Raw genomic sequence first — 22489 nt, forward strand, 5'->3', positions numbered from 1 at the left:
TAACGAAGATTCATGTAAAAGACACTTTAAAACGTCCCGGTTGATCTGCTACAAGCGTTTCGTAACTAAAAAAATCAACCCGACCGGGCCGTCAATCGCATTCCCATAACTTGCAGACCAAAACTATGAATACACAAACAACCCAGAGTGAACCCCTAAAGGCGCCACCTGCCGCACCGGGGAAAAAGAACCGGCTAGTCATGTTGTGCCTGCCGATCGTGGTTGCCGTGCTGTTGCTGCTGGTGCCCACCCCTGCCGGGCTGGAACCGTATGCATGGCACTTCTTCGCCATCTTCGTCGGGGTGATTGTCGGCCTGATCTTCGAACCGCTGCCGGGCGCGGTCATCGGCCTGACCGGCGTGGTGATCATCGCGCTGTTCAGCCAGTACGTGCTGTTCAGCCCGGCAGAACTGGCCGATCCGAAGTTCAAAACGGCTGGACAGGCGTTTAAATGGGCGGTGAGCGGCTTCGGCAACTCCACCGTGTGGCTGATTTTCGGCGCCTTCATGTTTGCCGCCGGCTACGATAAAACCCAGTTCGGTCGCCGCCTGGCGCTGATTCTGGTGAAATATCTCGGCCGTCGCAGCCTGACGCTCGGCTATGCCATCACCTTTGCCGACCTGCTGCTGGCACCGTTTACGCCGTCCAACACCGCGCGCAGCGGCGGGACGATCTATCCCATCATTGCCAACCTGCCGCCGCTGTACGGTTCTAAACCTAACGATCCAAGCGCACGCAAAATTGGTTCTTACCTGATGTGGGTTGCTATCACCGCCGCCTGTATCACCAGCTCAATGTTCCTCTCCGCGCTGGCTCCTAACCTGCTGGCGCTGGCGCTGGTTAAAAGCGTGGTTGGCTTTGATATCTCGTGGGGCATGTGGTTCCTCGCCTTCCTGCCGCTGGGGATCCTGCTGATTCTTACCATGCCGCTGCTGGCTTACTGGCTCTATCCACCAGAAGTAAAAGTGAATGACGAAGTGCCACGCTGGGCTAAAGCCGAGCTGGAGAAACTGGGTCCGCTGTCGCGCAATGAAATTCTGCTGCTGGTGTTCGTGGTCGCCGCGCTGATGATGTGGATCTTCGCCACTGCGTGGATTGAACCGGCGATGGCCGCTCTGCTGGTTATCGTGCTGATGCTGTGGACCGGCGTGCTGAACTGGAACGACATCACCAGCAACAAAGCCGCCTGGAACACCTTTGCCTGGTTTGCCACGCTGGTCGCGCTGGCTGATGGACTGGCGCGCGTAGGCTTCATCGCCTGGCTGGGTAAAGAGGGTGCGCTGCTGCTGCACGGCTACGACCCGCAGGTTTCCGCGGTGGTACTGCTGGTGGCCTTCTACCTGCTGCACTATCTGTTCGCCAGCACCACGGCGCACACCACCGCCCTGCTGCCTGCCATGCTGACCATTGCCGCCTCGATTCCGGGCATCAACATGCCGGTGTTCTGCCTGATGATGTGTACCTCACTGGGTGTGATGGGCATTATCACCCCGTACGGCACGGGCCCAAGCCCGATTTACTACGGTAGCGGCTACCTGCCAACCAAAGACTACTGGCGTCTCGGGACCATCTTTGGTGCCATCTTCCTGGTTGCTCTGATGGTTATCGCCTACCCATGGATGGTGATGATGTTCTGATGATGTTGCTCCGATGTTAAAAACGGAGCCGCGTATGACCGTGAAAGTGTTATGATGCTCGCCAGTCAGCCCCTGCGGAGGCTGGCGAGAGAAAAATCGAAAAACAGATCGCCTATTTGTCGCCCGTCATGCTGGCGGGCAACACGAAGCTAAGTGAGCCAACATGTCGAACAAACCCTTCTACTACCAGAATCCCTTTCCTCTCGCCAAAGATGATACCGAGTACTATCTGCTGAGCCGCGACCATGTTTCGGTGGCCAACTTTGACGGCGAAGAAGTCCTGAAAGTCGACCCGAAAGCGCTGACGCTGCTGGCACAGCAGGCGTTCCACGATGCCTCTTTTATGCTGCGCGCCTCACATCAGCAGCAGGTGGCGTCGATTCTGGCGGACGATGAAGCCAGTCAGAACGACAAATACGTGGCGCTGCAGTTCCTGCGCAACTCGGAAATCGCCGCCAAAGGCGTGCTGCCGACCTGCCAGGACACCGGTACCGCCATCATCATGGGTAAAAAAGGCCAGCGCGTCTGGACCGGCGGTGGCGATGAAGCTGCGCTGTCTCAGGGCGTTTACAACACCTTTATCGAAGATAACCTGCGCTACTCGCAGAATGCGCCGCTCGATATGTACAAAGAGGTCAACACCGGCACCAACCTGCCGGCGCAGATCGATCTCTACAGCGTTGACGGCGACGAATACAAATTCCTGTGCATCGCCAAAGGTGGCGGTTCTGCTAACAAAACTTATCTGTATCAGGAAACCAAAGCGCTGATCACACCAGCGAAGCTGAAAAACTACCTGATCGATAAAATGATGTCGCTCGGCACTGCGGCCTGTCCGCCGTACCACATTGCGTTTGTCATCGGCGGCACTTCCGCTGAGAGCACGCTGAAAACCGTGAAACTGGCGTCAACCCACTATTATGATTCGCTGCCGACCGAAGGTAACGAACACGGTCAGGCGTTCCGTGACGTGCAGCTGGAACAGGAACTGCTGGAAGCCTCGCAGAAACTCGGCCTGGGCGCGCAGTTTGGTGGTAAATATTTTGCTCACGATATCCGCGTGGTGCGTCTGCCGCGTCACGGCGCATCCTGCCCGGTAGGCATGGGCGTTTCCTGCTCGGCTGACCGCAACATCAAAGCCAAAATTAACCGCGAAGGCATCTGGATCGAGAAGCTGGAAGACAATCCGGGTCGCTATATCCCGGAAGCGCTGCGTCAGCAGGGCGAAGGCGAAGTGGTCAGCGTCGATCTCAATCGCCCGATGAGCGAGATCCTCGCCCAGCTTTCCGCTTACCCGGTGGCGACGCGTCTGTCGCTGAACGGCACCATCATCGTGGCGCGTGATATTGCGCACGCCAAACTGAAAGAGCGCATCGACAACGGCGAAGGTCTGCCGCAGTACATCAAAGATCACCCGGTGTACTATGCAGGCCCGGCGAAAACGCCGGAAGGTTACGCGTCCGGTTCACTCGGTCCGACCACCGCCGGCCGCATGGACTCCTACGTCGATCTGCTGCAGGCTAACGGCGGCAGCATGGTGATGCTGGCCAAAGGTAACCGCAGCCAGCAGGTCACGGATGCCTGCCATAAACACGGCGGCTTCTATCTGGGCAGTATTGGCGGCCCGGCGGCGGTGCTGGCGCAGCAAAGCATTAAGAGTCTGGAGTGCGTGGAGTATGCTGAACTGGGCATGGAAGCGATCTGGAAAATTGAAGTGGAGAACTTCCCGGCGTTCATCCTGGTGGATGACAAAGGCAACGACTTCTTCCAGCAAATCCACAACCAGTGTGCTGCCTGCGTGAAATAAGCCGGCCAGCTATAAAAAAATCCGCGGCGTAAAAGCTGCGGATTTTTTTTGTCTGCCAGACCCTGCGGCGCTCACACACCGCGCAGCTGCACGTCCAGCAACAGATCGGCATCGTCGTCGTTCTGGCCAATCACGTAGATTGCCTGGCGGCCCGGCAGATTTACGGTAATGATATTCTCTTCGACCGCATCCAGCACTTCGTCGTGCTGCTCCTGAAAGTGGTACAGGGTGTTCATCTTCTCTCCTTAAAAACGGTGCGTTACTGTATAAACTCACGTCTCTTAATATCGACAAGACGCGTCTTAATAACAGGGGGAATAATCTGTTTTTTCTGTCAGCACTGTGACAGGGCTGTGTGACGTTGCCATGAAGGCGGCAGCGGCGCGCACCGCTGCCGGTTAAATCAGAAAAAGCCGAGAGGTTGCGTGCTGTAGCTGACCAGCAAATTTTTGGTCTGCTGATAGTGATCGAGCATCATTTTGTGGGTTTCACGGCCAATACCGGATTTTTTATAGCCGCCAAACGCGGCGTGCGCCGGATAGAGGTGATAGCAGTTGGTCCAGACGCGACCGGCTTTGATCGCGCGACCTACGCGGTAAGCACGGTTGATATCGCGCGTCCACACGCCCGCACCGAGGCCGTAAATCGAATCGTTGGCGATGGCAATCGCTTCCGCTTCATCTTTAAAGGTCAGCACGCCGACCACCGGTCCGAAAATCTCCTCCTGGAAGACGCGCATGCTGTTATCACCTTTCAGCAGCGTCGGCTGAATGTAGTAACCGCTGGCAAACGCTTCACCGATTTTCTCCACCCCACCGCCGTGCAGCACCTGCGCGCCCTCCTGCTGCGCAATCTCCAGGTAAGAGAGAATTTTGTCGAACTGCTGCTGCGACGCCTGCGCGCCGATCATGGTCTCAGTGTCGAGCGGATCGCCACGTTTAATGGTCTGGATGCGCTTCATCACCGCCGCCATAAACGGCTCAAAAATCGACTCCTGCACCAGCGCGCGTGACGGACAGGTACAGACTTCGCCCTGATTGAGGAAGCCCAGCACCACGCCTTCGGCCGCTTTTTCGATGAAGCTCTCCTCCGCCCGCATGATGTCTTCGAAGAAAATGTTGGGCGACTTGCCGCCCAGCTCGACGGTGGACGGGATCAGGCTTTTTGCCGCCAGCTCAAGAATGTGGCCGCCGGTGGCGGTCGATCCGGTAAAAGCGATTTTGGCGATACCCGGATGCGAAGCCAGCGCCTCGCCGGCCTCTTTGCCGTAGCCGTGCACCACGTTAATCACGCCCGGCGGCACCAGGTCTTTAATCAGCTCCATCAACAGGGTAATGGAGAGCGGCGTCTGTTCGGCGGGCTTCAGCACCACGCAGTTACCGGCACCCAGCGCCGGCGCCAGTTTCCACGCCGCCATCAGCAGCGGGAAGTTCCACGGGATAATTTGTCCGACGACCCCAAGCGGCTCATGAAAGTGGTAGGCGGCGGTGAACTCGTCAATCTCTGCCGCGGTGCCTTCCTGGGCGCGCACGCAGCCGGCAAAGTAGCGGAAGTGGTCAACCGCCAGCGGCAAATCAGCCGCCAGGGTTTCACGCACCGGCTTACCGTTATCCCAGGTTTCATTGACCGCGATGGCTTCCAGATTGGCTTCCAGCCGGTCGGCAATTTTCAGCAGCAGCAGCGAACGCGCCTGCGGCGAGGTTTTGCCCCATGCGTCCGCAGCGGCCTGTGCGGCGGCGACGGCGTTGTCGATATCCTGTTTATCCGAGCGCGGAAATTCGCCGATGGTCGAGCCATTAATCGGCGTGGTGTTGACGAAGTAGTTACCGTTCACCGGCGGCACAAACTCGCCGTTGATAAAGTTGCCATAACGCGATTGCAGATGGATGAGAGAACCGGTTTCTCCCGGAGCAGCGTAACGCATGGTGTTTCTCCTTGCGGGACAGAGTGGCGAGTAACAACTATGAAACTTGTTATTAACATTGAACGAACAATGCCAGCCTGTCAGATCGCGCAGCGGGAAACTGTGACCGCACCGAAGGAAAATGCGGCATGACGCCACCGCCCTGCCGTCACGCCATAACCTGCGCCTGTCGCAGACAGATAATTCCGAGTTTGGCCATAAGCGTGATGAAAAGCGGAACATGTGCGATTTGTGCGGTCAATATGAAGCAGACCCGTGAACAGGAGAACAAGATGCTGGCTTCAGCCCTGATGGTAATGCGCGCCAAAGCGAACTTCGTTCAGCAATTTATCCGCAATCCGCGCAAAATGGGCAGCATCACGCCCTCTTCAGCCGCCCTGTGTCGCGCCATGTGTGAAACGGTCAACTGGGAGCACAGCCTGCGCATTGCCGAGCTGGGCGCCGGCGACGGCGTGCTGACCCGTCATCTGCTGGCACATATGGCACCGCAGGCGCAGCTGGATGTGTTTGAAATCAGTCCCGAGCTGGTGAAAGGGTTACGTCGCTGGAACGATGCGCGCATGCAGGTGCGCGCCTGCTCCGCAGAGTATCTGTCCGGGGAGTACGACGTGATTTTTTCCGGCCTGCCGCTGCTGTCGCTGCCGCCCGTAACGCGCGACGCCATTCTCAGCGCAGTGCATGAAGGACTGGGGCCGCGCGGCGTGTTTGTCCAGTTTCAGTACACCTCGCTGACGCAGCCCAGCCTGTCACGCTACTTCACCTGGCAGCGCCAGCGGGTGCTGAAAAATATGCCACCCGCCTGGGTTTATCGCTGCACGCGGCATTACGCGCCCTGAGCCTGCGCCTGCGGGCGCGTCTGCTGCCAGAAACGCTGCAGCAGCTCGCGCGCCCAGTCTTCGCCAGACAGCTGCGCGCCATCATCGCTGACGCCGGAAGGCAGACAGGCGGTCATGATGTTATGGTCGAACTCCGGATGGAACTGCACTGACAGCGCCTGCGGCGAATAGCGCAGGATCTGACAACCATCCAGCGCTGAACGCGCCAGCACCTGTGCCTGCGGCGGCGGTACCAGCACCGACTGGCGGTGCGACAACCACGCCGGGAAGGCCTCTGGCAACTGTGCCAGCCACGGATCGCGGTGCGGGGTGCGCGTCAGGGTTTTAAGCCCGCGCTCCCAGCCGTTCGGGTTATCGCCCACTTTACCGCCCAGCGCATAGGCCATCAGCTGATGACCATAGCAAACGCCGAGCAGCGGCAGTTGCGCGTCGATGGCCGCACGAATCCAGGCGGCGGTGCGCTCGCTCCAGTCGGCGTGATCGGTCACCATCGCCCACGAACCGCTGAAAATCGCACCGCTGATGCCAGAGAAAGCCGGCAGCTCTTCCCCGAGATGCGGCCGCACAATGACATAATCATCCGGCTGTAGCGCCAGGGCTTCAATAAACCACTGTGGTTGTTCACCAATTTTTGCCACCACCTGCGGCGGCGGCGTTTCGAGTTGAATCAGAGCAAGGGGTAAGGTGCGGATCTGTGTCATGCCGAATACGGTCCTCAAATGATCGTGTTTCGGACATCCACTCTGACAGTAAATTTGCCCCCTGTCCTGGATTTTTCGGCATAAGCTAATGCCATTACGAAAAAAAGCGTCGCCCGCGTGCGCTAACCGATCGCCTTCGTGCCATCATTAGACGGTGACAACATCGATAAAACAAAGGACAGCAGCGTGGCGGTGCGGCATTTTTTTCTGGTTCTGATGGTGGTGTGCATCTGGGCGTTTAATAACGTGGCGATAAAGTGGGGATTGCTGGAGCTTCCGCCGCTGTTTCTGACCTGGATGCGCTTTGTGGTGGTGGCTATCGTGCTGGTGCCGTTTTGCCGCATCACGCGCGCCCAGCTGCCGTGGCTGCTGACGCTGGCGTTTACTTTTGGCTTCATGCACTTTTCGCTGCTGTTTGTCGGCATGCGCTATACCGATGCCGGCACCGGGGCCATTGTGGTCCAGCTGGGCACGCCGATTGCCATGCTGCTGGCGATGGTGGTGCTGAAGGAGAAACTGCGGCTGGTGCAGCTGTGCGGTATCGCCATCTCGCTGGCCGGGGTGGTGGTGCTCTCCGGCAGCCCGACAATTCCGGCGTGGTGGGTGCTGTGTATTCTGCTGTGCAGCGCCACCGGCTGGGCAGTGAGCAATATGATTGTGAAAAAGTCACCGCCGATTAAACCGCTGACGCTTACCGGCTGGATCTCTTTCCTTGCGGTGCCGATTGTCGGCGCGGCCTCGTGGCTGACCGAATCGCAGCAGTTTACCGCGCTGAGCCACGCCGGCTGGCGCGGCTGGTTTGGCATCCTGTACAGCGCCCTCGCCTCGTCGATTGTCGCCTACACGCTGTGGTACGCGCTGCTGAAAAAATATAACGTCAACCTGATCATGCCCTACTCGCTGCTGACGCCGGTGCTGGCGGTACTGATGGGCGTGCTGGTGCTGGGTGACAGCATGAACAGCTTCAAAATCCTTGGAGCCTCGCTGGTGGTGCTGGGGACGGCGATTGCGGTGATTAACCTGCGTAACCTGCGCATGCATGCCCGCTTTCCGCGCCTGCGCCGCCGCTAATCCACTCTGCTATGCTTGAAGCTCGCGTGTTTTCCGGAGGTTTAGCATGGATTCTCAACGCGCTGCCGCATTGTGGCAGCAACTGTGGCAGGGATTGCGGGGTGCGGAACACGCGCCGACGATCCACTTTCTTCAGACCGACAGCTTCCCCTCGGCTTTTGCCGTTAGCGAACTCGCCGCCACCAGCATCGGCCTCTCCAGCCAGGCGCTGAGCGATCTGCTGGGGCGTCCGGCCCCGGTCAGCATTAACGTCCGGCTGGCCTCGCGCTGGTTTCAGCACAGCCTGACGCCGCTGAACCGTCCGCCAGCCGCCCAGTGGGATGCGCTGGCCGGTGACTATCCGTGCGAGGATGGCTGGATCCGCCTGCACACCAACGCACCGCATCATCGCGCCGCCATGGCGCGCGTGCTGGGCGAGCACGCCGATCGGTCATCGCTGGCGGCGGTGGTGGCACGCTGGCAGGGACACGCGCTGGAGCAGGCCGTGATCGACGCCGGCGGCTGTGCCGCCTGGATGCGCAGCGCACAGCAGTGGCAGCAGCACGCGCAGGGGCTGGCGGTAAGCGAAGAAGCGCTGATTGCCCAACGGGCAACCGGCGAAGCGCCCACGCCGGGCTGGGCGCTGCTGCCGGCGCGACCGCTGCTGGGCGTGCGGGTGCTGGATCTGACGCGCATCATTGCCGGACCGGTAGCGACCCGCTTTCTGGCCAGCCTCGGCGCGCAGGTGCTGCGCATCGATCCGCCCGGCTGGCGTGAACCGACGCTGGAAGAGGAGATCAACTGCGGCAAACGCTGCGCGCAGCTGGATATCAAAACCCGCGCCGGGCGCGATCGGCTGATTACGCTGCTACAGCATGCGGATGTGCTGGTGCACGGCTACCGCGCGGACGCACTGGAAAAGCTGGGGCTGGATGCGGAGAGCCGTCAGCGGCTGGCGCCGGGGCTGGTGGATGTCAGCCTCAACGCCTGGGGCTGGCACGGGCCGTGGCGCAACCGGCGCGGTTTTGACAGCCTGGTGCAGATGGCCTGCGGCATCGCCGAACAGGGTATGCGCTGGCAGGCAGGCGTTAAACCGACGCCGCTGCCGGTGCAGGCGCTGGATCACGCCACCGGCTATATGATGGCGGCCGCGGTGCTGGAAGGATTACGCCAGCGCCGAATTAACGGCACCGGCTGGCAGGCGCGTTTGTCGCTGGCGCGTACCGCGCTGCTGCTTCAGCAGCACGGCGCAGCGCCACAAGGCGAACAGCGCGGCATTACGCCGCAGCCGCACGATGCGCTGAGCGCGCTGGAGATCAATCGCTGGGGGATTGGCGAGCGCCTGCGCGCCGCGGCTTATCTGCCCGGTACGCCGATGCTATGCGCGGCACCGGCGCAGCTGCCCGGCAGCAGCCATCCCTGCTGGTGACGACTCAGGCGTCGTCGCCCTCTTCACGCAGTTCGTCATACATCGCCTGAATCGCCTCACGGCTCAGCGCCGCCAGCGTGCGATAAAACGCGGTGGTGGCGTGGGCTTCCACTTTACCGAGGAAGGCGCCGCACCACGGCAGCAGGTAGTCATCGAACAGCGCCAGCTGGGCCGCCGCCTCATCTTCTGCAGACTGATCTTCCAGCCAGGAGGCCGCCAGCAGCAGCACGCCAAAGTGATCGACCGGCGACTCGCTCAGTGGCATACCGCGTGAGGTTAAAAACGCCCGCACCTCGGCTTCCTGCGGTCCGTTCGGCCACTGTGAGGCGTACGGCGGTACGCTGCAGTCGCTGCCGACGAACAGCGCATTGTAATCCGCCGCCAGCGCCTGTGGATCGCTATTCTGCTGCAGCCGGGTCAGCAGTTCATCCTGCTCCAGCGGCCACTGATCTTTCAGTTTGCCTTCGCGCAGCAGGGTGAACAGCGGCACCAGCAGCGGGTCCTGCGGCTGGCGATTAAACAGCGAGCCGATGACGCGGCAGAGAATGGAAAACTCATTCATGCAACAGAATTCCTTGAGGCAAAAAAGTTAAAAGTCGGCAAATTCCGCAATGTGTTTGCCGGTGCGCTGTTCGAGAAAGTCGAGCAGGCGACGCGGCGTGACATTTAACACGCGATCCTGCGGAAAATCCACTTCGCGCGTAATACGCAGGCAGTGTTCGAAATCACCGAGCGTAAAGGCGGTGTGCGAATCGGAGCCAAACGCCAGCCGGCCACCGGCGTCACGCACCGCTTCCGCAATCGCGCGGCAGTTAGGTTCACTGCCCGGACGCGAATGGGTAAACGACGAGTTGTTGATCTCCAGCGCCACATCGTAGTGCGCGGCGGCTTCCGCGATGGCGCGAATATCCACCGGGAATTTCGGGTTGCCCGGATGGCTGATGATGTGCACCAGTCCGCTGGCCATGGTGGCGATCATCGCTTCGGTGTGGTGAGCCTTGTCGCGCGGCGCATAGACCGGCTCATGGAAGCCGGCGACGATCAGATCCAGCGCATCCAGCATCGGCCCGCTGCAATCAATCTCACCCTGCTGATTTTTGATGTTGGCTTCAATGCCGCGCAGCACGCCGACGCCGTCAATCACGCGCGGCCAGATGCGCATATTCACAAAATGCCAGTAGTGCGGCGCATCGGCCATGTCCGGACCGTGATCGGTAATGGCGAACAGCTTCAGGCCGTTCTGTTTCGCCTGCGCGACGTAATCGTGCAGCGTGCTGTACGCATGGGTGCTGGCCACGGTGTGCATATGTAAATCGACGGGATACATCCTCTTCTCCTCTGCTGAATTAATAGCCACGCTGGCGATCGACCAGACCGCGCGGCTGTTGGCCCTGCTCCAGTGCCGTGATGGCACCGGCGATATAGTCCATCGCCTCATGCGGCAAGGTGGTGGCGGCATTATGCGGGGTAATCATGACACGCGGATGAGACCACAGCGGACTCGCGGCTGGCAGCGGTTCCACCTGGAATACGTCCAGCGCGGCGGCGGCCAGCTGACCGCTCTCCAGCGCCGCCAGCAGATCGGCCTCCACCACGTGCGCACCGCGCGCGAGATTGAGGAAACAGGCGCCGCGCGGTAGCGCGCGGAGAAAGGCGCCATCGATCAGGTTGCTGGTTTCCGGCGTGGCGGGCAGCAAATCAATTAATACCTGACTGTCAGCGAGAAAATCCGCCAGCTGGTCGCGGCCGTGAAAGGTGGTGACCCCCGCTATCTGCTTCGGCGAGCGGCTCCAGCAGCGCAGCGGGAAGCCCCACTGGCGCAGGCTCTCCAGCACGCTACGGCCAAGCACGCCTGCCCCCAGCACGCCAATGGTAAAATCAGCACGTTCGCGGTCCGGCAGCGGCTGCCACAGCGCCTGTCGCTGCTGCTGGTGATAGTCGGCGAAGCGGCGGAACCAGCCCAGCACGCACCAGTTCGCATACTCCTGCATCTGGCGTGCCATGCCGGTGTCTTCCAGCCGGTAGAGCGGCACCGCGTCAGCCAGCATCTCAGGGTGCGTGCGCAGCTGCCGCAAAATTTCGTCCACGCCGGCCCCCATGGCGAATACGCCACGCAGCGCCCGTCCCGCCAGCATCTCCACCGGCGGCGATCGCACAATGGCGTAGTCGGCGGGGGCACTGTCGCCCGGCTGCCAGTGGCGGATGCGCACAGCTGGCAGTCGCTGGCGCATGCCGTCCAGCCACGGCTGCGGATTCAGCGACGGGTGATACCAGATGATCTCCATACTGCTCTCCTTTTTTCTTTCAGCCTCAGTCAAATAGCGGCGCAGGGCAAGTAAAAACCCGCGCGGCACCGCAATTTTCCGGCGATTAATCGCGAAGGCTTCACATTTCCGCCGCTGCAAAAGGCTAAGCGGCGCGTTAACGTCTAAAGTTGTTCGGGTGGTCAATGCGTTAGCGCACCACCTTTTCGGACAAGGAGAAAAACCGATGATAAAAAATGTAGTGTTTACGCCTGCGCGTCTTACCCTGTTGCTCAGCGCGGCGCTGCTGAGCGCGTCTGCTGTGCATGCTGAGGATAACAGCCGCATGCTCAGCGCCCAGCCGCAGCCGCCGGATGTGCGACTCGGCCCACTATTCAGTGCCGTGCAGCAGGCCAGATTTTATCCGGACCAGAAAACCTTTGCCGATGCGGTCCCCAAATATGATCCGGCGTCGATTCTCGCCGACTGGCAGATGCAGAAAGGTCAGCGTAATTTCGATCTCAGGCGCTTCGTGGACACCAACTTCACCCTGCCCAAAGCGCAGGATAAATACGTGCCGCCCGCCGGCCAGAGCCTGCGCGCGCACATCAATGGCCTGTGGCCGGTGCTGACGCGCAGCACGCCAACGGCCAGCCAGTACGATTCGCTGCTGCCACTGCCGAAACCGTACGTGGTGCCGGGCGGGCGTTTCCGCGAAGTCTATTACTGGGACAGCTACTTCACCATGCTCGGGCTGGCAGAGAGCGGCCACTGGGATCGGGTGCAGGATATGGTGGACAACTTCGCCAGCGAGCTGGACAAGTACGGCCACATCCCTAACGGCAACCGCAGCTACTATCTCAGCCGCTCGCAGCCGCCGTTCTTCAGCCTGATGGTGGATTTGCTGGCCAGCCACAAGGGAGATGATGTCTACCGCCAGTATCTGCCACAGCTGCAAAAAGAGTATGACTACTGGATGGCGGACAGCGACAAGGTGGCTGCTGGCCAGGCGAGCAAGCGCGTGGTGAAGCTGAGCGACGGCACCCTGCTCAATCGCTACTGGGATGACCGTGACGTGCCGCGCACCGAATCCTGGCTGGACGATGTCAACACCGCGAAAAAAGCGCCTGAGCGCAATAAACAGCAGGTGTATCGCGATCTGCGCGCGGGCGCCGCCTCGGGCTGGGACTTCAGTTCACGCTGGTTCACCGATGCGCACAATCTGGCCTCGATTCGCACCACCCAGCTGGCCCCGGTTGACCTCAACAGCCTGCTGTTCCACCTGGAGCAGACGCTGGCGAAAGCCGCGAAGCTGGCAAAACAGAATGATAAAGCGCAGCAGTTTGCGGCGGATGCAGAGAAGCGCCAGGCAGCGATCAATCGTTACCTGTGGGATGACAAACAGGGCTGGTATGCCGACTACGATTTCCAGAAAAAGCAGGTGCACAATCAGCTCACCGCCGCCACGCTGTTCCCGCTGTATATGCAGCTGGCGGGCGACAAACAGGCGGAACGTACCGCCGCCGCCGTGGAAAAACAGCTGCTGAAACCGGGCGGGCTGGTCACCACGACGGTAAACAACGGCCAGCAGTGGGATGCGCCTAACGGCTGGGCCCCGCTGCAGTGGGTAGCGGTCGAAGGTCTGGAGCACTACAAGCAGAACCAGCTGGCACAGCAGATTGGTCAGCGCTTCCTGCAAAATGTGCAGCAAACTTACGATCGCGAACACAAGCTGGTTGAGAAGTATGTGGTCGACGGTGCCCAACTGGGCGGTGGTGGTGGCGGCGAGTATCCGCTGCAGGACGGTTTTGGCTGGACTAACGGCGTAACGCTGAAGCTGCTGGATAAGTATTGTCCGAAAGATAAAACCTGTAACAGCACACGCGACATTCCCTCAATGCCGACGCTAAACGCGGCGAAATAACCCTGACGTCAGGTGCGCCGCCGTGCGCACCTGCTTTTCAAGCCCGATGCCAAAGCCAGGCGATGACCACGCCCGGCGTTGCGGCATCCCCCTGCGCATCACACTTTTTCATTACTTATCTTTTACATCTTGAAACACCCCTTACTAAAAGATAATAATTCTCAATCTTAAAATGACTCTTTTTCTCATCATTAACCGCCGCGCTGGTGTGGTGCGGCTTTTGTTCTCAGCCAAAGGAATCATTATGACCGCGCTGTTCCCCCTTAACCGTGGCCGGCTGCTGTGCGCGCTGGCGCTGGCGTTTCCGGCACTCGGCGTTGCCGAACCCTCTCTGGTGGTCACCGCACAGCCGCAGGAGAGCGCCACCTCGCCCACGGCGGGCTATCTCGCCACCCGCAGCGGCGCCACGAAAAGCGATCGTCCACTCGTCACCACGCCGCAGTCCATTTCCGTGGTGACGCGTCAGCAGATTGACGATCAGGGCGCGCAGGATCTGAACCAGGCGCTGGGCTATACCCCGGGGGTTTTCACCAACTTTGGTGGCGCGGCCACGCGTTACGACACCATTTCGCTGCGCGGTTTCCACGGCGGTGACGTCGACAACACCTTCCTTGACGGTCTGCGCGTGATGAGCGACGGCGGCAGCTTCAACATCCTGCAGGTGGATAACTGGTTCCTTGACCGCATCGACGTAATTAAAGGCCCCTCTTCTGCCCTTTATGGCCAGACGGTGCCGGGCGGGCTGGTGAACATGGTCACGAAGCGGCCGCAGTTTGCTTCACAGGGCCATTTACGCTTCGCCACCGGCAGCAATGCCAGTAACAGCGCCGCCTTTGATTACACCGACGCGATTAACGATCAATGGGCGTACCGCCTGGCCGGCATCACGCGCAACAGCGATACCCAGTACGACCACACGCGCGAAGAGAAATACGCGCTGTCACCCCAGCTGCTATGGCAGCCGGATGAAGACACCAGCCTGCTGCTGCGTGCTTATCTGCAAAAAGATCCCTCAGGCGGCTATCACGGCTCGGTGCCGGCGGAAGGCACGCTTTACAGCCACAATGGCCGCTGGCTGAGCGACGGTTTTTATGAGGGCGACAGCGCGCTGGATCAGTTCAAACGTCATGAGCAGATTTACGGCTACGACTTTTCGCACCGTTTCGATGAGGTATGGTCGGTGCACAGCACCGGCAGCTACAGCCATTCCAGCGTGGCGCTCGACCAGGTGTACCAGATTGGCTGGAACAGCGACAATCCGGACCTGCTCAACCGCTACTACTCCGGTGAGCGCTCTTCGCTCAGCGCATGGGCGACCGATAACCAGCTGCAGGCGGAGTTTGCCAGCGGTGCGCTGCAGCATCGCGTCACGCTCGGCGCGGAGTATCACCGCTACAAAAATGATCTGAGCGACGCCAGCGGCGCTGCCTCACCGCTGAATGCCTGGAGCGGCGAGGCCATCGGCAGCCAGCCGGATTACCTCTGGACAGCACAGACGCGCCGCTACTATCAGAGCGGCCTCTATCTGCAGGATGAGATGGCGTGGCAGCGCTGGCATCTGGATTTGTCTGGTCGCTATGACCGCATCGTGTCAGAGAATGGCAATAGTCGTCGTCAGGACGATCACGTCAGCGGCCGCGCCGCGCTGCTGTACGCCTTTGATAATGGCGTGTCGCCGTACGTCAGCTGGAGCCAGGCGATTACCCCGGCTTCGCTGACCGATCCCGACGGGAATCAGCTGAAACCGACCACCTCAGAGCAGTATGAAGCCGGGGTGAAATACCAGCCGAACGGCACGCGCGATCTCTACAGCGTGGCCCTGTACGACCTGACGCAGAACGATGTGGCCAACCGTAACGTGCAGGACGGCACCTACACCCCGTCCGGCAAAGTGCATGCGCAGGGCATTGAACTGGAGGCGCGCAGCCAGCTGACCGAACGGTTCAGCACCATTGCCGGTTATACGCTCAACCATCTGCGCTTTAAGGATTCCGTGGACGGCAACGATGGCCATACGCCGTACGTCACGCCAAATAGCATGGCGTCGCTGTGGGGGCATTATCAGTTTGATTACGGCCTGAGCGCGGGTGCCGGGGTGCGCTACATTGGTCGCCAGTGGGCCGATAACGAAAACACCACCCGTTTGCCGTCGGTGACCCTGTTTGACGCCTCGCTGCGCGCCGATCTGGGCGCGTGGCAGTCGAGCCTGAAAGGTGCCTGGCTGCAGCTGAATGCCCGCAATCTGACGGATAAAAAGTATCTGGCAGCCTGCTACGGCACCGGTTACTGCTATCGCGGCGCGGAGCGGACGCTGACCGCCACAATCGGCTACGATTTCTGACGACATAAAAAAATCCGCAGCCCCGGACGGGACTGCGGATCTTGTTGAATCGTGATTTGGCGTCAGCTGCGGACTTTACGGTAGATCCACAGCACCACAATGGCACCGATCACCGCGACCACAAAGCTGCCAAAGTTGAAGCCGTCAACCCGGCCAAAGCCGAACAGGGTACTGATCCAGCCGCCCACCACCGCACCGACAATCCCGAGTACCACGGTCAAAATAAATCCGCCGCCATCTTTACCTGGCATGATCCATTTAGCGATAATCCCGGCAATCAAACCAAAAATAATCCATGAAAGAATACCCATTTACTGCTCCTTACGTTATGAATCAAGGTGTTCATCGCGCTAAGTATAGCCGGGAATTTTTTCTCTGCTACATCAACATCATGATGAATTCGTTCACGCCGGCTAAAGCTTTTATCGCCCCGGTCGATAACCGACGAAGAGCAGTGGCACTCGTAAAATAGCAATCGGACAGGTGGAGCAGGACGTGAAAGACGCCGATAAAGAACAATATCTCAAGCGCGGTACGCTAGCGGTGTTGAACGTGATGAAGGATTTGTTGCGTTATCAAACCCTGCTGATGGTCAATTTCTCCCGTGGTCAGTTCATCAGCCGGCTGCTGGCCGCGGATGAAGATCGGGTGATTTTTGATCTCGGCAGCAACGCGCTGGACAATGATTTGGCACTGCAGGGTGGCGAAGTGAATATTGCGGCCGAAACCCACGGTGCCAAAGTGGAGTTTGGGCTGCAGGGATTAACCCGCATCGATTATGACGGCCTGCCCGCCTTTGCCGCCGCGCTGCCCGACCTGGTGTGGCAGATTCAGCGCCGGGAGTTCTTTCGCGTCAACGCGCCGCTCGAACCGGTATTTTACTGCCACAGCCAGTGGCCAGACGGCAGCACCGCGCGCTTTCGCCTGCAGGATCTGTCGCTCGGCGGCGTCGGCGTGTTGCTGGATGAGGCGCTGCCGGAAGGTCTTAACCGTGGCGATACCTTCAAAAAGCTGCGCGTTGAGCTGGGCGAATATGGCCAGTTCGAAGTGACCGCACAGCTGCTGCACATCGGCGAGCGCAGCACCGTGACCAGCAAGAACGAAACCCGCATCACGCCGCGGCTTAGCTTCCGTTTTACCGCCATCGAACCGGTGCAGGAGCGTCAGCTGCAGCAGGTGATTTTTGCGCTGGAGCGGCTGGCGCGCGACAAGGCCAATCGCTTCCAGTAAACCGCCGGCGTCCCGCGCGACGCCAGCGTAGTCTATGCTTTCTCCTTGCACATTCTTTTCACCGGCTCCCAGCAAAGAGATGCTCCCCAATGGAAAACTGGCTTTCTGCCCACCATTTGCAACTTATCTTTCTCAATCAAAACTTCTGGATTAATAGCGCCATCATTGTGTTCGGCACGCTGATTGTTTACTGGCTGCTGCGCACCGTCATTCGCTTTGTCTCTAACCGTATCGCCCACTACAGCGAACAGCGCCACGTGCGTTCCACCGGCATTCTGGTGGAGATTCTGCGCAGCACCAGTCAGCTGCTGCTGCTGATCTTCTCGCTGCTGATCGCGCTGAAATTTGTCGACCTGCCGGACAGCTGGAGCGTCGCCATCGCCCACGGCTGGTTCCTGGCGCTGATTCTGCAGCTCACGCTGTGGATTGACGGCGGCATTCGCCTGTGGCTGCACTCGTTGCTGCGCGATCCGCTGCACGTGCGCAATCCGGTCACCACGGTGATCCTCGGTATTCTGCTGCGTGTCGTGGTGTGGGTGATGATGCTGCTGGCGATCCTCTCCAATATGGGGATCAATATCACCGCGCTGGTGGCCAGCCTCGGCGTCGGCGGTATCGCCATCGCGCTGGCGATTCAGACGGTGCTGAGCGATGTGTTCGCTTCGCTGGCGATTGGCTTCGATAAGCCCTTTGAGCACGGCGACTTTATTGTGTTCGGCGACATCGCCGGCTCTATTGAGCACATTGGCCTGAAAACCACCCGGCTGCGCAGTCTCGGCGGCGAACAGATTGTCTGCTCCAACACCATTCTGCTGCAGCAAACCATCCACAACTACAAACGCATGCAGCAGCGGCGCATCGTGTTTAAGTTCGGGATTAATTACGGCACGCCGGCGGAGAAAGTGCGGCAGATTGGCGGCATGGTGCAACGCATCATTGAAGGCGTGCCGGACACGCGCTTTGATCGCGCCCATTTCCTGTCGTTTGACGAATCGCAGCTGACGTTTGAGGTGGTCTATTTCGTGCTGAGCGCCGATTACAACAAATACATGGACATCCAGCAGGAGATTAACCTGCAACTGATGGCGCAGCTGGAGCAGAAACAGATTCGTTTCGCCTTCCCGATGCGCCGCGTGGAGTTCACCGGCGGCGTGCTGCCGCGCATTAACCTCAGTGATGCCTCAAATGAGGGCGCGGCAGAGCGCGCACAGCACTGAGCCCCGCCAGCCGTATTAGCCGATGGTGCGATAGGCGGTGGTGACTTTCCACAGGTAGCGCGGCGCCTGGGCAGCCGGATGCTTGTTCTGCACGTGCTGGTAGAACTCATCCGGCGTCATGGCGTTGATCATTGCAATGGCGCGATCGCGGTCGCGCGAGAAGGTACGTAGCAGCGCGCCGGCACCGTTGGCATAGGAAACAATGGTGGCATAGCGCAGCGTCAGCGGATCGCGAATGCCCGCCAGGGCGGAATCCTGCAGAATCCGGATATAGGCCGCGCCGATATCAATATTTTTCGCCGGGTCGCGCAGTTCGGAGTTACTCGGCTGGCCGTGGCGTCCCTGTGCGCGATACACCTCGCGTCCGGCGGTGGCGGCTTTGATCTGCATCAGCCCGACCGCGTTAGAACGGCTTACCACGGTTGGGTTGCCCCCGGATTCGACACTAATAATGGCGCTGATCAGCTTCTCATCAACGCCATAATGACTGGCGGCATCTTCGGTAAACAGTGACCATGCATCATTCACTTTCGACGGCGGCGCCTGGGTTAATGGCGTATTTTTCTCCGGCGTCACCGGTTTTTCCGGCTCGCTGGCACAGCCAGCCAGCAGCAAAGCAGACAGCATAAGTAATCGAATTTTCACTGATTTTTGGTTCCGCTATAAGATTGGCGCAAGCTATCATAACCATGACGGTAAAAGGTAAAATTACCGTTTATCCTAAATACGTAAAAAACCTTGTGCTACCGTGACTTCGGTAACGCATTTCGTCATCATCGGCAGGCCAACAGACAGCAGGATGGAAGTTATGCTCGCCCCTCGATCAATACGCCTCATCGCCCCTTCCGGTTATTGCCACAATCAGGACGCCGCCTGGCGCGCGGTACAGCGCCTGCAGGCGGAGGGCCATCAACTGCAAAATACGGAAGCCATTACGCGCCGCTGGCAGCGTTTTGCCGGTGATGACGCGCAGCGCCTGCAGGACGTGAATGCGCTGGCGTCGCTGGCGTCGCTGCCGGATATCGTACTGGCGGTGCGCGGCGGCTATGGTGCCTCACGCCTGCTCGATCACCTCGACTATGTGGCGCTGCAGCGTCGCCTGCTTAATCAGCCTGTCGCGCTGTGCGGCCACAGTGATTTCACCGCTATTCAGCTGGCGCTGCTGGCGCAAACCGGGCTGATCACCTTCAGCGGACCGATGCTGGCCGGCAATTTTGGCGCGGAGGCTTTATCTGAATTTACCGTCAGCCACTTTTGGCAGGCGCTAACATCTCCTACAGTCAATCTGGCGTGGCACAGCGCCAGTCCGGATCGCGGCCGCTGGCAGGGCACGCTGTGGGGCGGCAATCTGGCGATGATCTGCTCCCTGATTGGCACGCCGTGGCTGCCGCAGATTGAAGACGGCATTCTGGTGATCGAGGATGTGAATGAGCATCCGTTCCGCATTGAGCGTATGCTGATTCAGCTGCAGCAGAGCGGTATTCTGGCGCGCCAGCGCGCCATTGTCACCGGCAGCTTCACCAGCACCGCCCTGTCCGATTACGACAACGGCTTTGATTTCGCCACGGTGTGGCAGCGGTTGCGTGATGAGTACCAGATTGCGGTAATCAGCGATCTGCCGTTTGGCCATGATGCCGATACCGTGACGCTGCCGCTTGGCGCCAGCGCCACGCTTGAGATTGACCAGGGCGCCGCGCGGTTAGCCTTTACCGGCCATCCGACGTTGCGCTGACGTGTTGCCGCAGGAGACCGCTATTGAAGCCGCTGTACGAAGACTTGTGGATCTCCACGCCGGAATTTCCCGCCGAAGAGACGGCCAATGATTTAATGATGCACGGGTTTATGCTGCGCCATCCGCGCGGCAACCTGTTGATTGGTCGCGTTGAGCAGCTGCTGGATCATGAAGTGCTCGCGGACGCGGGCGGCGTGATTCGCCACTATTTTACCCACTGGCACGAAGCCGCGCCGGGCGCGCGGGCCATTCAGCAGCGATTCAATAGTGCGCTGTATTGCCACAGCCGCTCGCTCGGCCCGGTGAGCCTGGTGATTGAGCCGGACGAAACCTTCACGCATCAGGACGTGCACTTTGGCGACTTTCACCTGCTGCCCACGCCGGGCCACACGCCGGGCAGCTGCAGCTACCTGTATCACTCACCGCTCGGCCAGACCTACCTGTTTGTCGGCGACACCCTGACGCGCGATTACCATCGCTGGATCAGCGTGCTGGTGCCGGACAGTAATCCTGCGGAGCTGCAGCAGTCGCTGGAGCTGTACCGCTCGCTGCGTCCGGATGTAGTGCTGATGAGCACCACGCGCGGGCATCTCTCCTGGGCGAAGGTCGATTTACAGAGCTGGCTGGCCGCGATTGATGAAGCGGAACAGTCGCCGCTGGATCTGCGCCAGCAGCCACTGCTGTGATTACAGCGTCTTGCTCAGATAGTGACGCTGATGTTCGCGCGGATAGTGATCAAGGCTAAAACGTAGCGTATAGCCAAGCTTTTCATAAAACGGCCGAGCCTGAAAGCTGGCGGTATCCACCTGCGCGTAACGGCAGCCGCGTGCGCGGGCTTCCTGTTCGGCAGCCTGAATCAGCTGGCTGCCGGCGCCCTGCCCGCGTAACCCATCGCTGACCCACAGCATATCAATGCGTAACCAGTTGCCATAGGTTGAGCCCGTCAGTCCCGCCAGCTTTTTCCCGGCGCCGTCTTTAATGAACACACCGATGGCTTTCATCTCATTGATGTCAATAAAGCGGCTGTTGAAGGCGTTCAGGCCGAGGCGCATTTCATCCAGATCCTGATGCGTGACGCTATCCGTAACGCTTAATTGCATGGTCGGCTCCTTGTGGCGGCATTATGAAGAGGGGTGCTGGCGGTCGTCGTAGCGCTCCAGCGACAGAATATCAGCATCGCGTTTTTCCGTGCGGTTGCAGGGCAACAGCTTATCGCTGTCGGCGTAGACGAAAAAGGTTTCGCCGCTGTTTTTATTCACGATCAGCTGATCGCCATTGCGGAAACGGGTGATGGCGACCTTATCGCCGTCCTGCAGACGCGTGCGCTGCTGCCCGGCGGCAATCTGGAAATGCCGGGTTGGCCACATCAGCGTGCTGAGCCCGTAGGCGGCACGCGATACCGTCATGGTGGGGCGGCCCGGGCAGGTAATCTGGAATTCGCTTTCGCTCCACGCGGGGGCAATCTGGCAAGCCATCAGGAGCGCGGCAAGGGTTATCGCCTTCATGGGGTTCTCCACTGAGGTTAGATCATGATTTTACAGGAATTTAATTGGCCAGAGGGTAACATACAACCGCCGCCGGTGCGGTAACCTGCGACCGCAGTTCAGCCAGTGCGGGTAGGAAGAAATCCTACAAGTAACTGATTTTGTGATGTTTTATTCGAACGGGATATCTTTGTAACGAGTTAAGTAAAATGCGCTAAGATCGCGTCAGGAGGATGTTATGCGAGATGAACAGGCATTATTCGCGCGGCTGGCGCAATCGCCGTTTCGCCGCCGCTTCCATTTAGGCGCGAAAGAGCGACAGTACTGTATTGAGAAAGGCCCGGCGGTGATCGACCAACACGCGGCCGATTTTATCCAGCAAAGACTGGCCGCAGCCGAACCAAAGAATGATGGCAAACAGACGCCAATGCGCGGCCATCCGGTATTTATCGCCCAGCACGCCACGGCAACCTGCTGCCGCGGCTGTCTGGCAAAATGGCATGGCATTGCTGCGCATCAGCCGTTAACGGCAGAGCAGCAGCAATATATGGTGCGGGTGATTCACCGCTGGCTGGTGGGTGAAATAAATGGTTAAGACCGGGATGGGATGGAGCTACTCTGCCGCGACCTGCGCGGCCACCAGCATCAGCGCCAGTCCGGCATCGTCTGGATCGAAACGCTGCATAACTTCATGGATCGCCGTCACGCAGTTCATCACCTGCTGTTTTTTGTCGGCGTCTAACTTATCAATCGCGTGCTGAAGAATCATTAAACTGGCTTCTTCTTCTCTCATGGATTTACCCTTGTTTTGCTTACCTGGTGCGCAACGCTGGCAAGAATAACGTTTATCTGCTAGCAAAGTCACCCCTTTACATGCTTACCGCTTAACGATTAAACAAATGGCAAATGGGCAGTGGCGTCAGACATGCTATGA

The 22489-nt window shown here is 59.4% G+C and carries 23 protein-coding genes; 12 read left to right on the plus strand and 11 right to left on the minus strand.

The genetic code is table 11. The features are described 5' to 3' along the window. Positions 1-125 precede the first annotated feature (125 nt). Both QMM04_RS04045 and fumA read left to right on the plus strand, forming a co-directional pair. A complete protein-coding gene (locus QMM04_RS04045) occupies positions 126-1637 on the plus strand; it encodes an anion permease (protein ID WP_282995691.1) in 1512 nt (503 codons plus the stop codon). Between the two features lie 163 nt (positions 1638-1800). Then, a complete protein-coding gene (gene fumA, locus QMM04_RS04050) occupies positions 1801-3444 on the plus strand; it encodes a class I fumarate hydratase FumA (RefSeq protein ID WP_058769655.1) in 1644 nt (547 codons plus the stop codon). Between the two features lie 71 nt (positions 3445-3515). Here fumA and QMM04_RS04055 read toward each other — a convergent pair whose 3' ends face one another. Together QMM04_RS04055 and QMM04_RS04060 are read right to left on the minus strand one after the other, a co-directional pair. Continuing rightward, positions 3516-3680, minus strand: a complete 165-nt coding sequence (locus QMM04_RS04055; protein WP_021506344.1) for a hypothetical protein — start codon at positions 3678-3680, stop codon at positions 3516-3518. A gap of 167 nt (positions 3681-3847) precedes the next feature. Next, complete coding sequence (locus QMM04_RS04060; protein WP_104092836.1) at positions 3848-5368, minus strand: aldehyde dehydrogenase family protein; 1521 nt, start codon at positions 5366-5368, stop codon at positions 3848-3850. Between the two features lie 272 nt (positions 5369-5640). On the opposite strand from QMM04_RS04060, the gene QMM04_RS04065 reads away from it, so the two are divergent. Further along, entirely contained in the window at positions 5641-6204 is a 564-nt protein-coding gene (locus QMM04_RS04065) for a methyltransferase (RefSeq protein WP_150361712.1), read from the plus strand. Here the strand turns inward: QMM04_RS04065 and QMM04_RS04070 are convergent. Next, complete coding sequence (locus tag QMM04_RS04070; RefSeq protein WP_141495542.1) at positions 6192-6905, minus strand: glutamine amidotransferase; 714 nt, start codon at positions 6903-6905, stop codon at positions 6192-6194. The two genes, QMM04_RS04065 and QMM04_RS04070, sit on opposite strands and share 13 nt — an antisense overlap. Positions 6906-7091: 186 nt before the next feature. Here QMM04_RS04070 and QMM04_RS04075 point away from each other — a divergent pair, with 186 nt between their 5' ends. Together QMM04_RS04075 and QMM04_RS04080 are read left to right on the plus strand one after the other, a co-directional pair. Then, complete coding sequence (locus tag QMM04_RS04075; RefSeq protein WP_058757622.1) at positions 7092-7976, plus strand: EamA family transporter; 885 nt, start codon at positions 7092-7094, stop codon at positions 7974-7976. Positions 7977-8022: 46 nt separating this feature from the next. Beyond that, on the plus strand, positions 8023-9384 hold the full coding sequence (locus QMM04_RS04080) for a CoA transferase (protein ID WP_282995692.1): 1362 nt from the start codon (positions 8023-8025) through the stop codon (positions 9382-9384). A gap of 4 nt (positions 9385-9388) precedes the next feature. Here the strand turns inward: QMM04_RS04080 and QMM04_RS04085 are convergent, their stop codons facing one another. From QMM04_RS04085 to ghrA, 3 genes are read right to left on the minus strand one after another with little or no spacing between them, the layout of a single operon-like run. After that, the gene (locus QMM04_RS04085; RefSeq protein ID WP_282995693.1) at positions 9389-9946 is read right to left on the minus strand and encodes a molecular chaperone; all 558 of its coding nucleotides are present in this window, start codon (positions 9944-9946) and stop codon (positions 9389-9391) included. Positions 9947-9973: 27 nt separating this feature from the next. Then, positions 9974-10711, minus strand: coding sequence for a phosphatase (locus QMM04_RS04090; protein ID WP_021506351.1), 738 nt, complete (start codon positions 10709-10711; stop codon positions 9974-9976). A gap of 19 nt (positions 10712-10730) precedes the next feature. Further along, the gene (gene ghrA, locus QMM04_RS04095; RefSeq protein ID WP_282995694.1) at positions 10731-11669 is read right to left on the minus strand and encodes a glyoxylate/hydroxypyruvate reductase GhrA; all 939 of its coding nucleotides are present in this window, start codon (positions 11667-11669) and stop codon (positions 10731-10733) included. A gap of 205 nt (positions 11670-11874) precedes the next feature. Between ghrA and treA the strand changes: the two genes are divergently transcribed. Both treA and QMM04_RS04105 read left to right on the plus strand, forming a co-directional pair. Continuing rightward, positions 11875-13551, plus strand: a complete 1677-nt coding sequence (gene treA / locus QMM04_RS04100) for an alpha,alpha-trehalase TreA (RefSeq protein WP_058776498.1) — start codon at positions 11875-11877, stop codon at positions 13549-13551. A 244-nt stretch (positions 13552-13795) separates the two neighbouring features. After that, entirely contained in the window at positions 13796-15892 is a 2097-nt protein-coding gene (locus tag QMM04_RS04105; RefSeq protein WP_282995695.1) for a TonB-dependent siderophore receptor, read from the plus strand. A gap of 62 nt (positions 15893-15954) precedes the next feature. On the opposite strand, the gene QMM04_RS04110 is transcribed toward QMM04_RS04105, so the two are convergent. Then, positions 15955-16203, minus strand: coding sequence for a GlsB/YeaQ/YmgE family stress response membrane protein (locus QMM04_RS04110; RefSeq protein ID WP_021506355.1), 249 nt, complete (start codon positions 16201-16203; stop codon positions 15955-15957). 184 nt (positions 16204-16387) lie between these two features. Here QMM04_RS04110 and QMM04_RS04115 point away from each other — a divergent pair, with 184 nt between their 5' ends. Further along, positions 16388-17122, plus strand: coding sequence for a flagellar brake protein (locus QMM04_RS04115; RefSeq protein WP_058757616.1), 735 nt, complete (start codon positions 16388-16390; stop codon positions 17120-17122). A gap of 89 nt (positions 17123-17211) precedes the next feature. Continuing rightward, complete coding sequence (locus tag QMM04_RS04120) at positions 17212-18339, plus strand: mechanosensitive ion channel family protein (protein WP_211727402.1); 1128 nt, start codon at positions 17212-17214, stop codon at positions 18337-18339. Positions 18340-18354: 15 nt separating this feature from the next. Here the strand turns inward: QMM04_RS04120 and emtA are convergent, their stop codons facing one another. Beyond that, on the minus strand, positions 18355-18984 hold the full coding sequence (gene emtA / locus QMM04_RS04125) for a membrane-bound lytic murein transglycosylase EmtA (protein ID WP_072208977.1): 630 nt from the start codon (positions 18982-18984) through the stop codon (positions 18355-18357). A gap of 163 nt (positions 18985-19147) precedes the next feature. Here emtA and ldcA point away from each other — a divergent pair, with 163 nt between their 5' ends. Together ldcA and QMM04_RS04135 are read left to right on the plus strand one after the other, a co-directional pair. Next, entirely contained in the window at positions 19148-20071 is a 924-nt protein-coding gene (ldcA, locus tag QMM04_RS04130) for a muramoyltetrapeptide carboxypeptidase (protein WP_136547703.1), read from the plus strand. A gap of 23 nt (positions 20072-20094) precedes the next feature. Next, positions 20095-20757 carry an MBL fold metallo-hydrolase gene (locus tag QMM04_RS04135; RefSeq protein WP_021506360.1) on the plus strand — a complete coding sequence of 221 codons (663 nt, stop codon included), beginning with the start codon at positions 20095-20097 and terminating at the stop codon, positions 20755-20757. Here the strand turns inward: QMM04_RS04135 and QMM04_RS04140 are convergent, their stop codons facing one another. Next, positions 20758-21171 (minus strand): GNAT family N-acetyltransferase, encoded by a 414-nt coding sequence (locus QMM04_RS04140; protein ID WP_058757613.1) that lies wholly within the window; start codon positions 21169-21171, stop codon positions 20758-20760. Positions 21172-21192: 21 nt separating this feature from the next. Continuing rightward, positions 21193-21576, minus strand: a complete 384-nt coding sequence (locus QMM04_RS04145) for a hypothetical protein (protein ID WP_058757612.1) — start codon at positions 21574-21576, stop codon at positions 21193-21195. A 217-nt stretch (positions 21577-21793) separates the two neighbouring features. Between QMM04_RS04145 and QMM04_RS04150 the strand changes: the two genes are divergently transcribed. Further along, the gene (locus tag QMM04_RS04150) at positions 21794-22150 is read left to right on the plus strand and encodes a DUF4186 domain-containing protein (RefSeq protein ID WP_010617204.1); all 357 of its coding nucleotides are present in this window, start codon (positions 21794-21796) and stop codon (positions 22148-22150) included. Between the two features lie 18 nt (positions 22151-22168). Here the strand turns inward: QMM04_RS04150 and QMM04_RS04155 are convergent, their stop codons facing one another. Further along, positions 22169-22348, minus strand: a complete 180-nt coding sequence (locus QMM04_RS04155) for a hypothetical protein (protein ID WP_031279245.1) — start codon at positions 22346-22348, stop codon at positions 22169-22171. Positions 22349-22489 lie beyond the last annotated feature (141 nt).

Source organism: Pantoea sp. Pa-EAmG, from assembly GCF_030024295.1.
In the GTDB taxonomy this organism is placed as follows: domain Bacteria; phylum Pseudomonadota; class Gammaproteobacteria; order Enterobacterales; family Enterobacteriaceae; genus Pantoea; species Pantoea dispersa.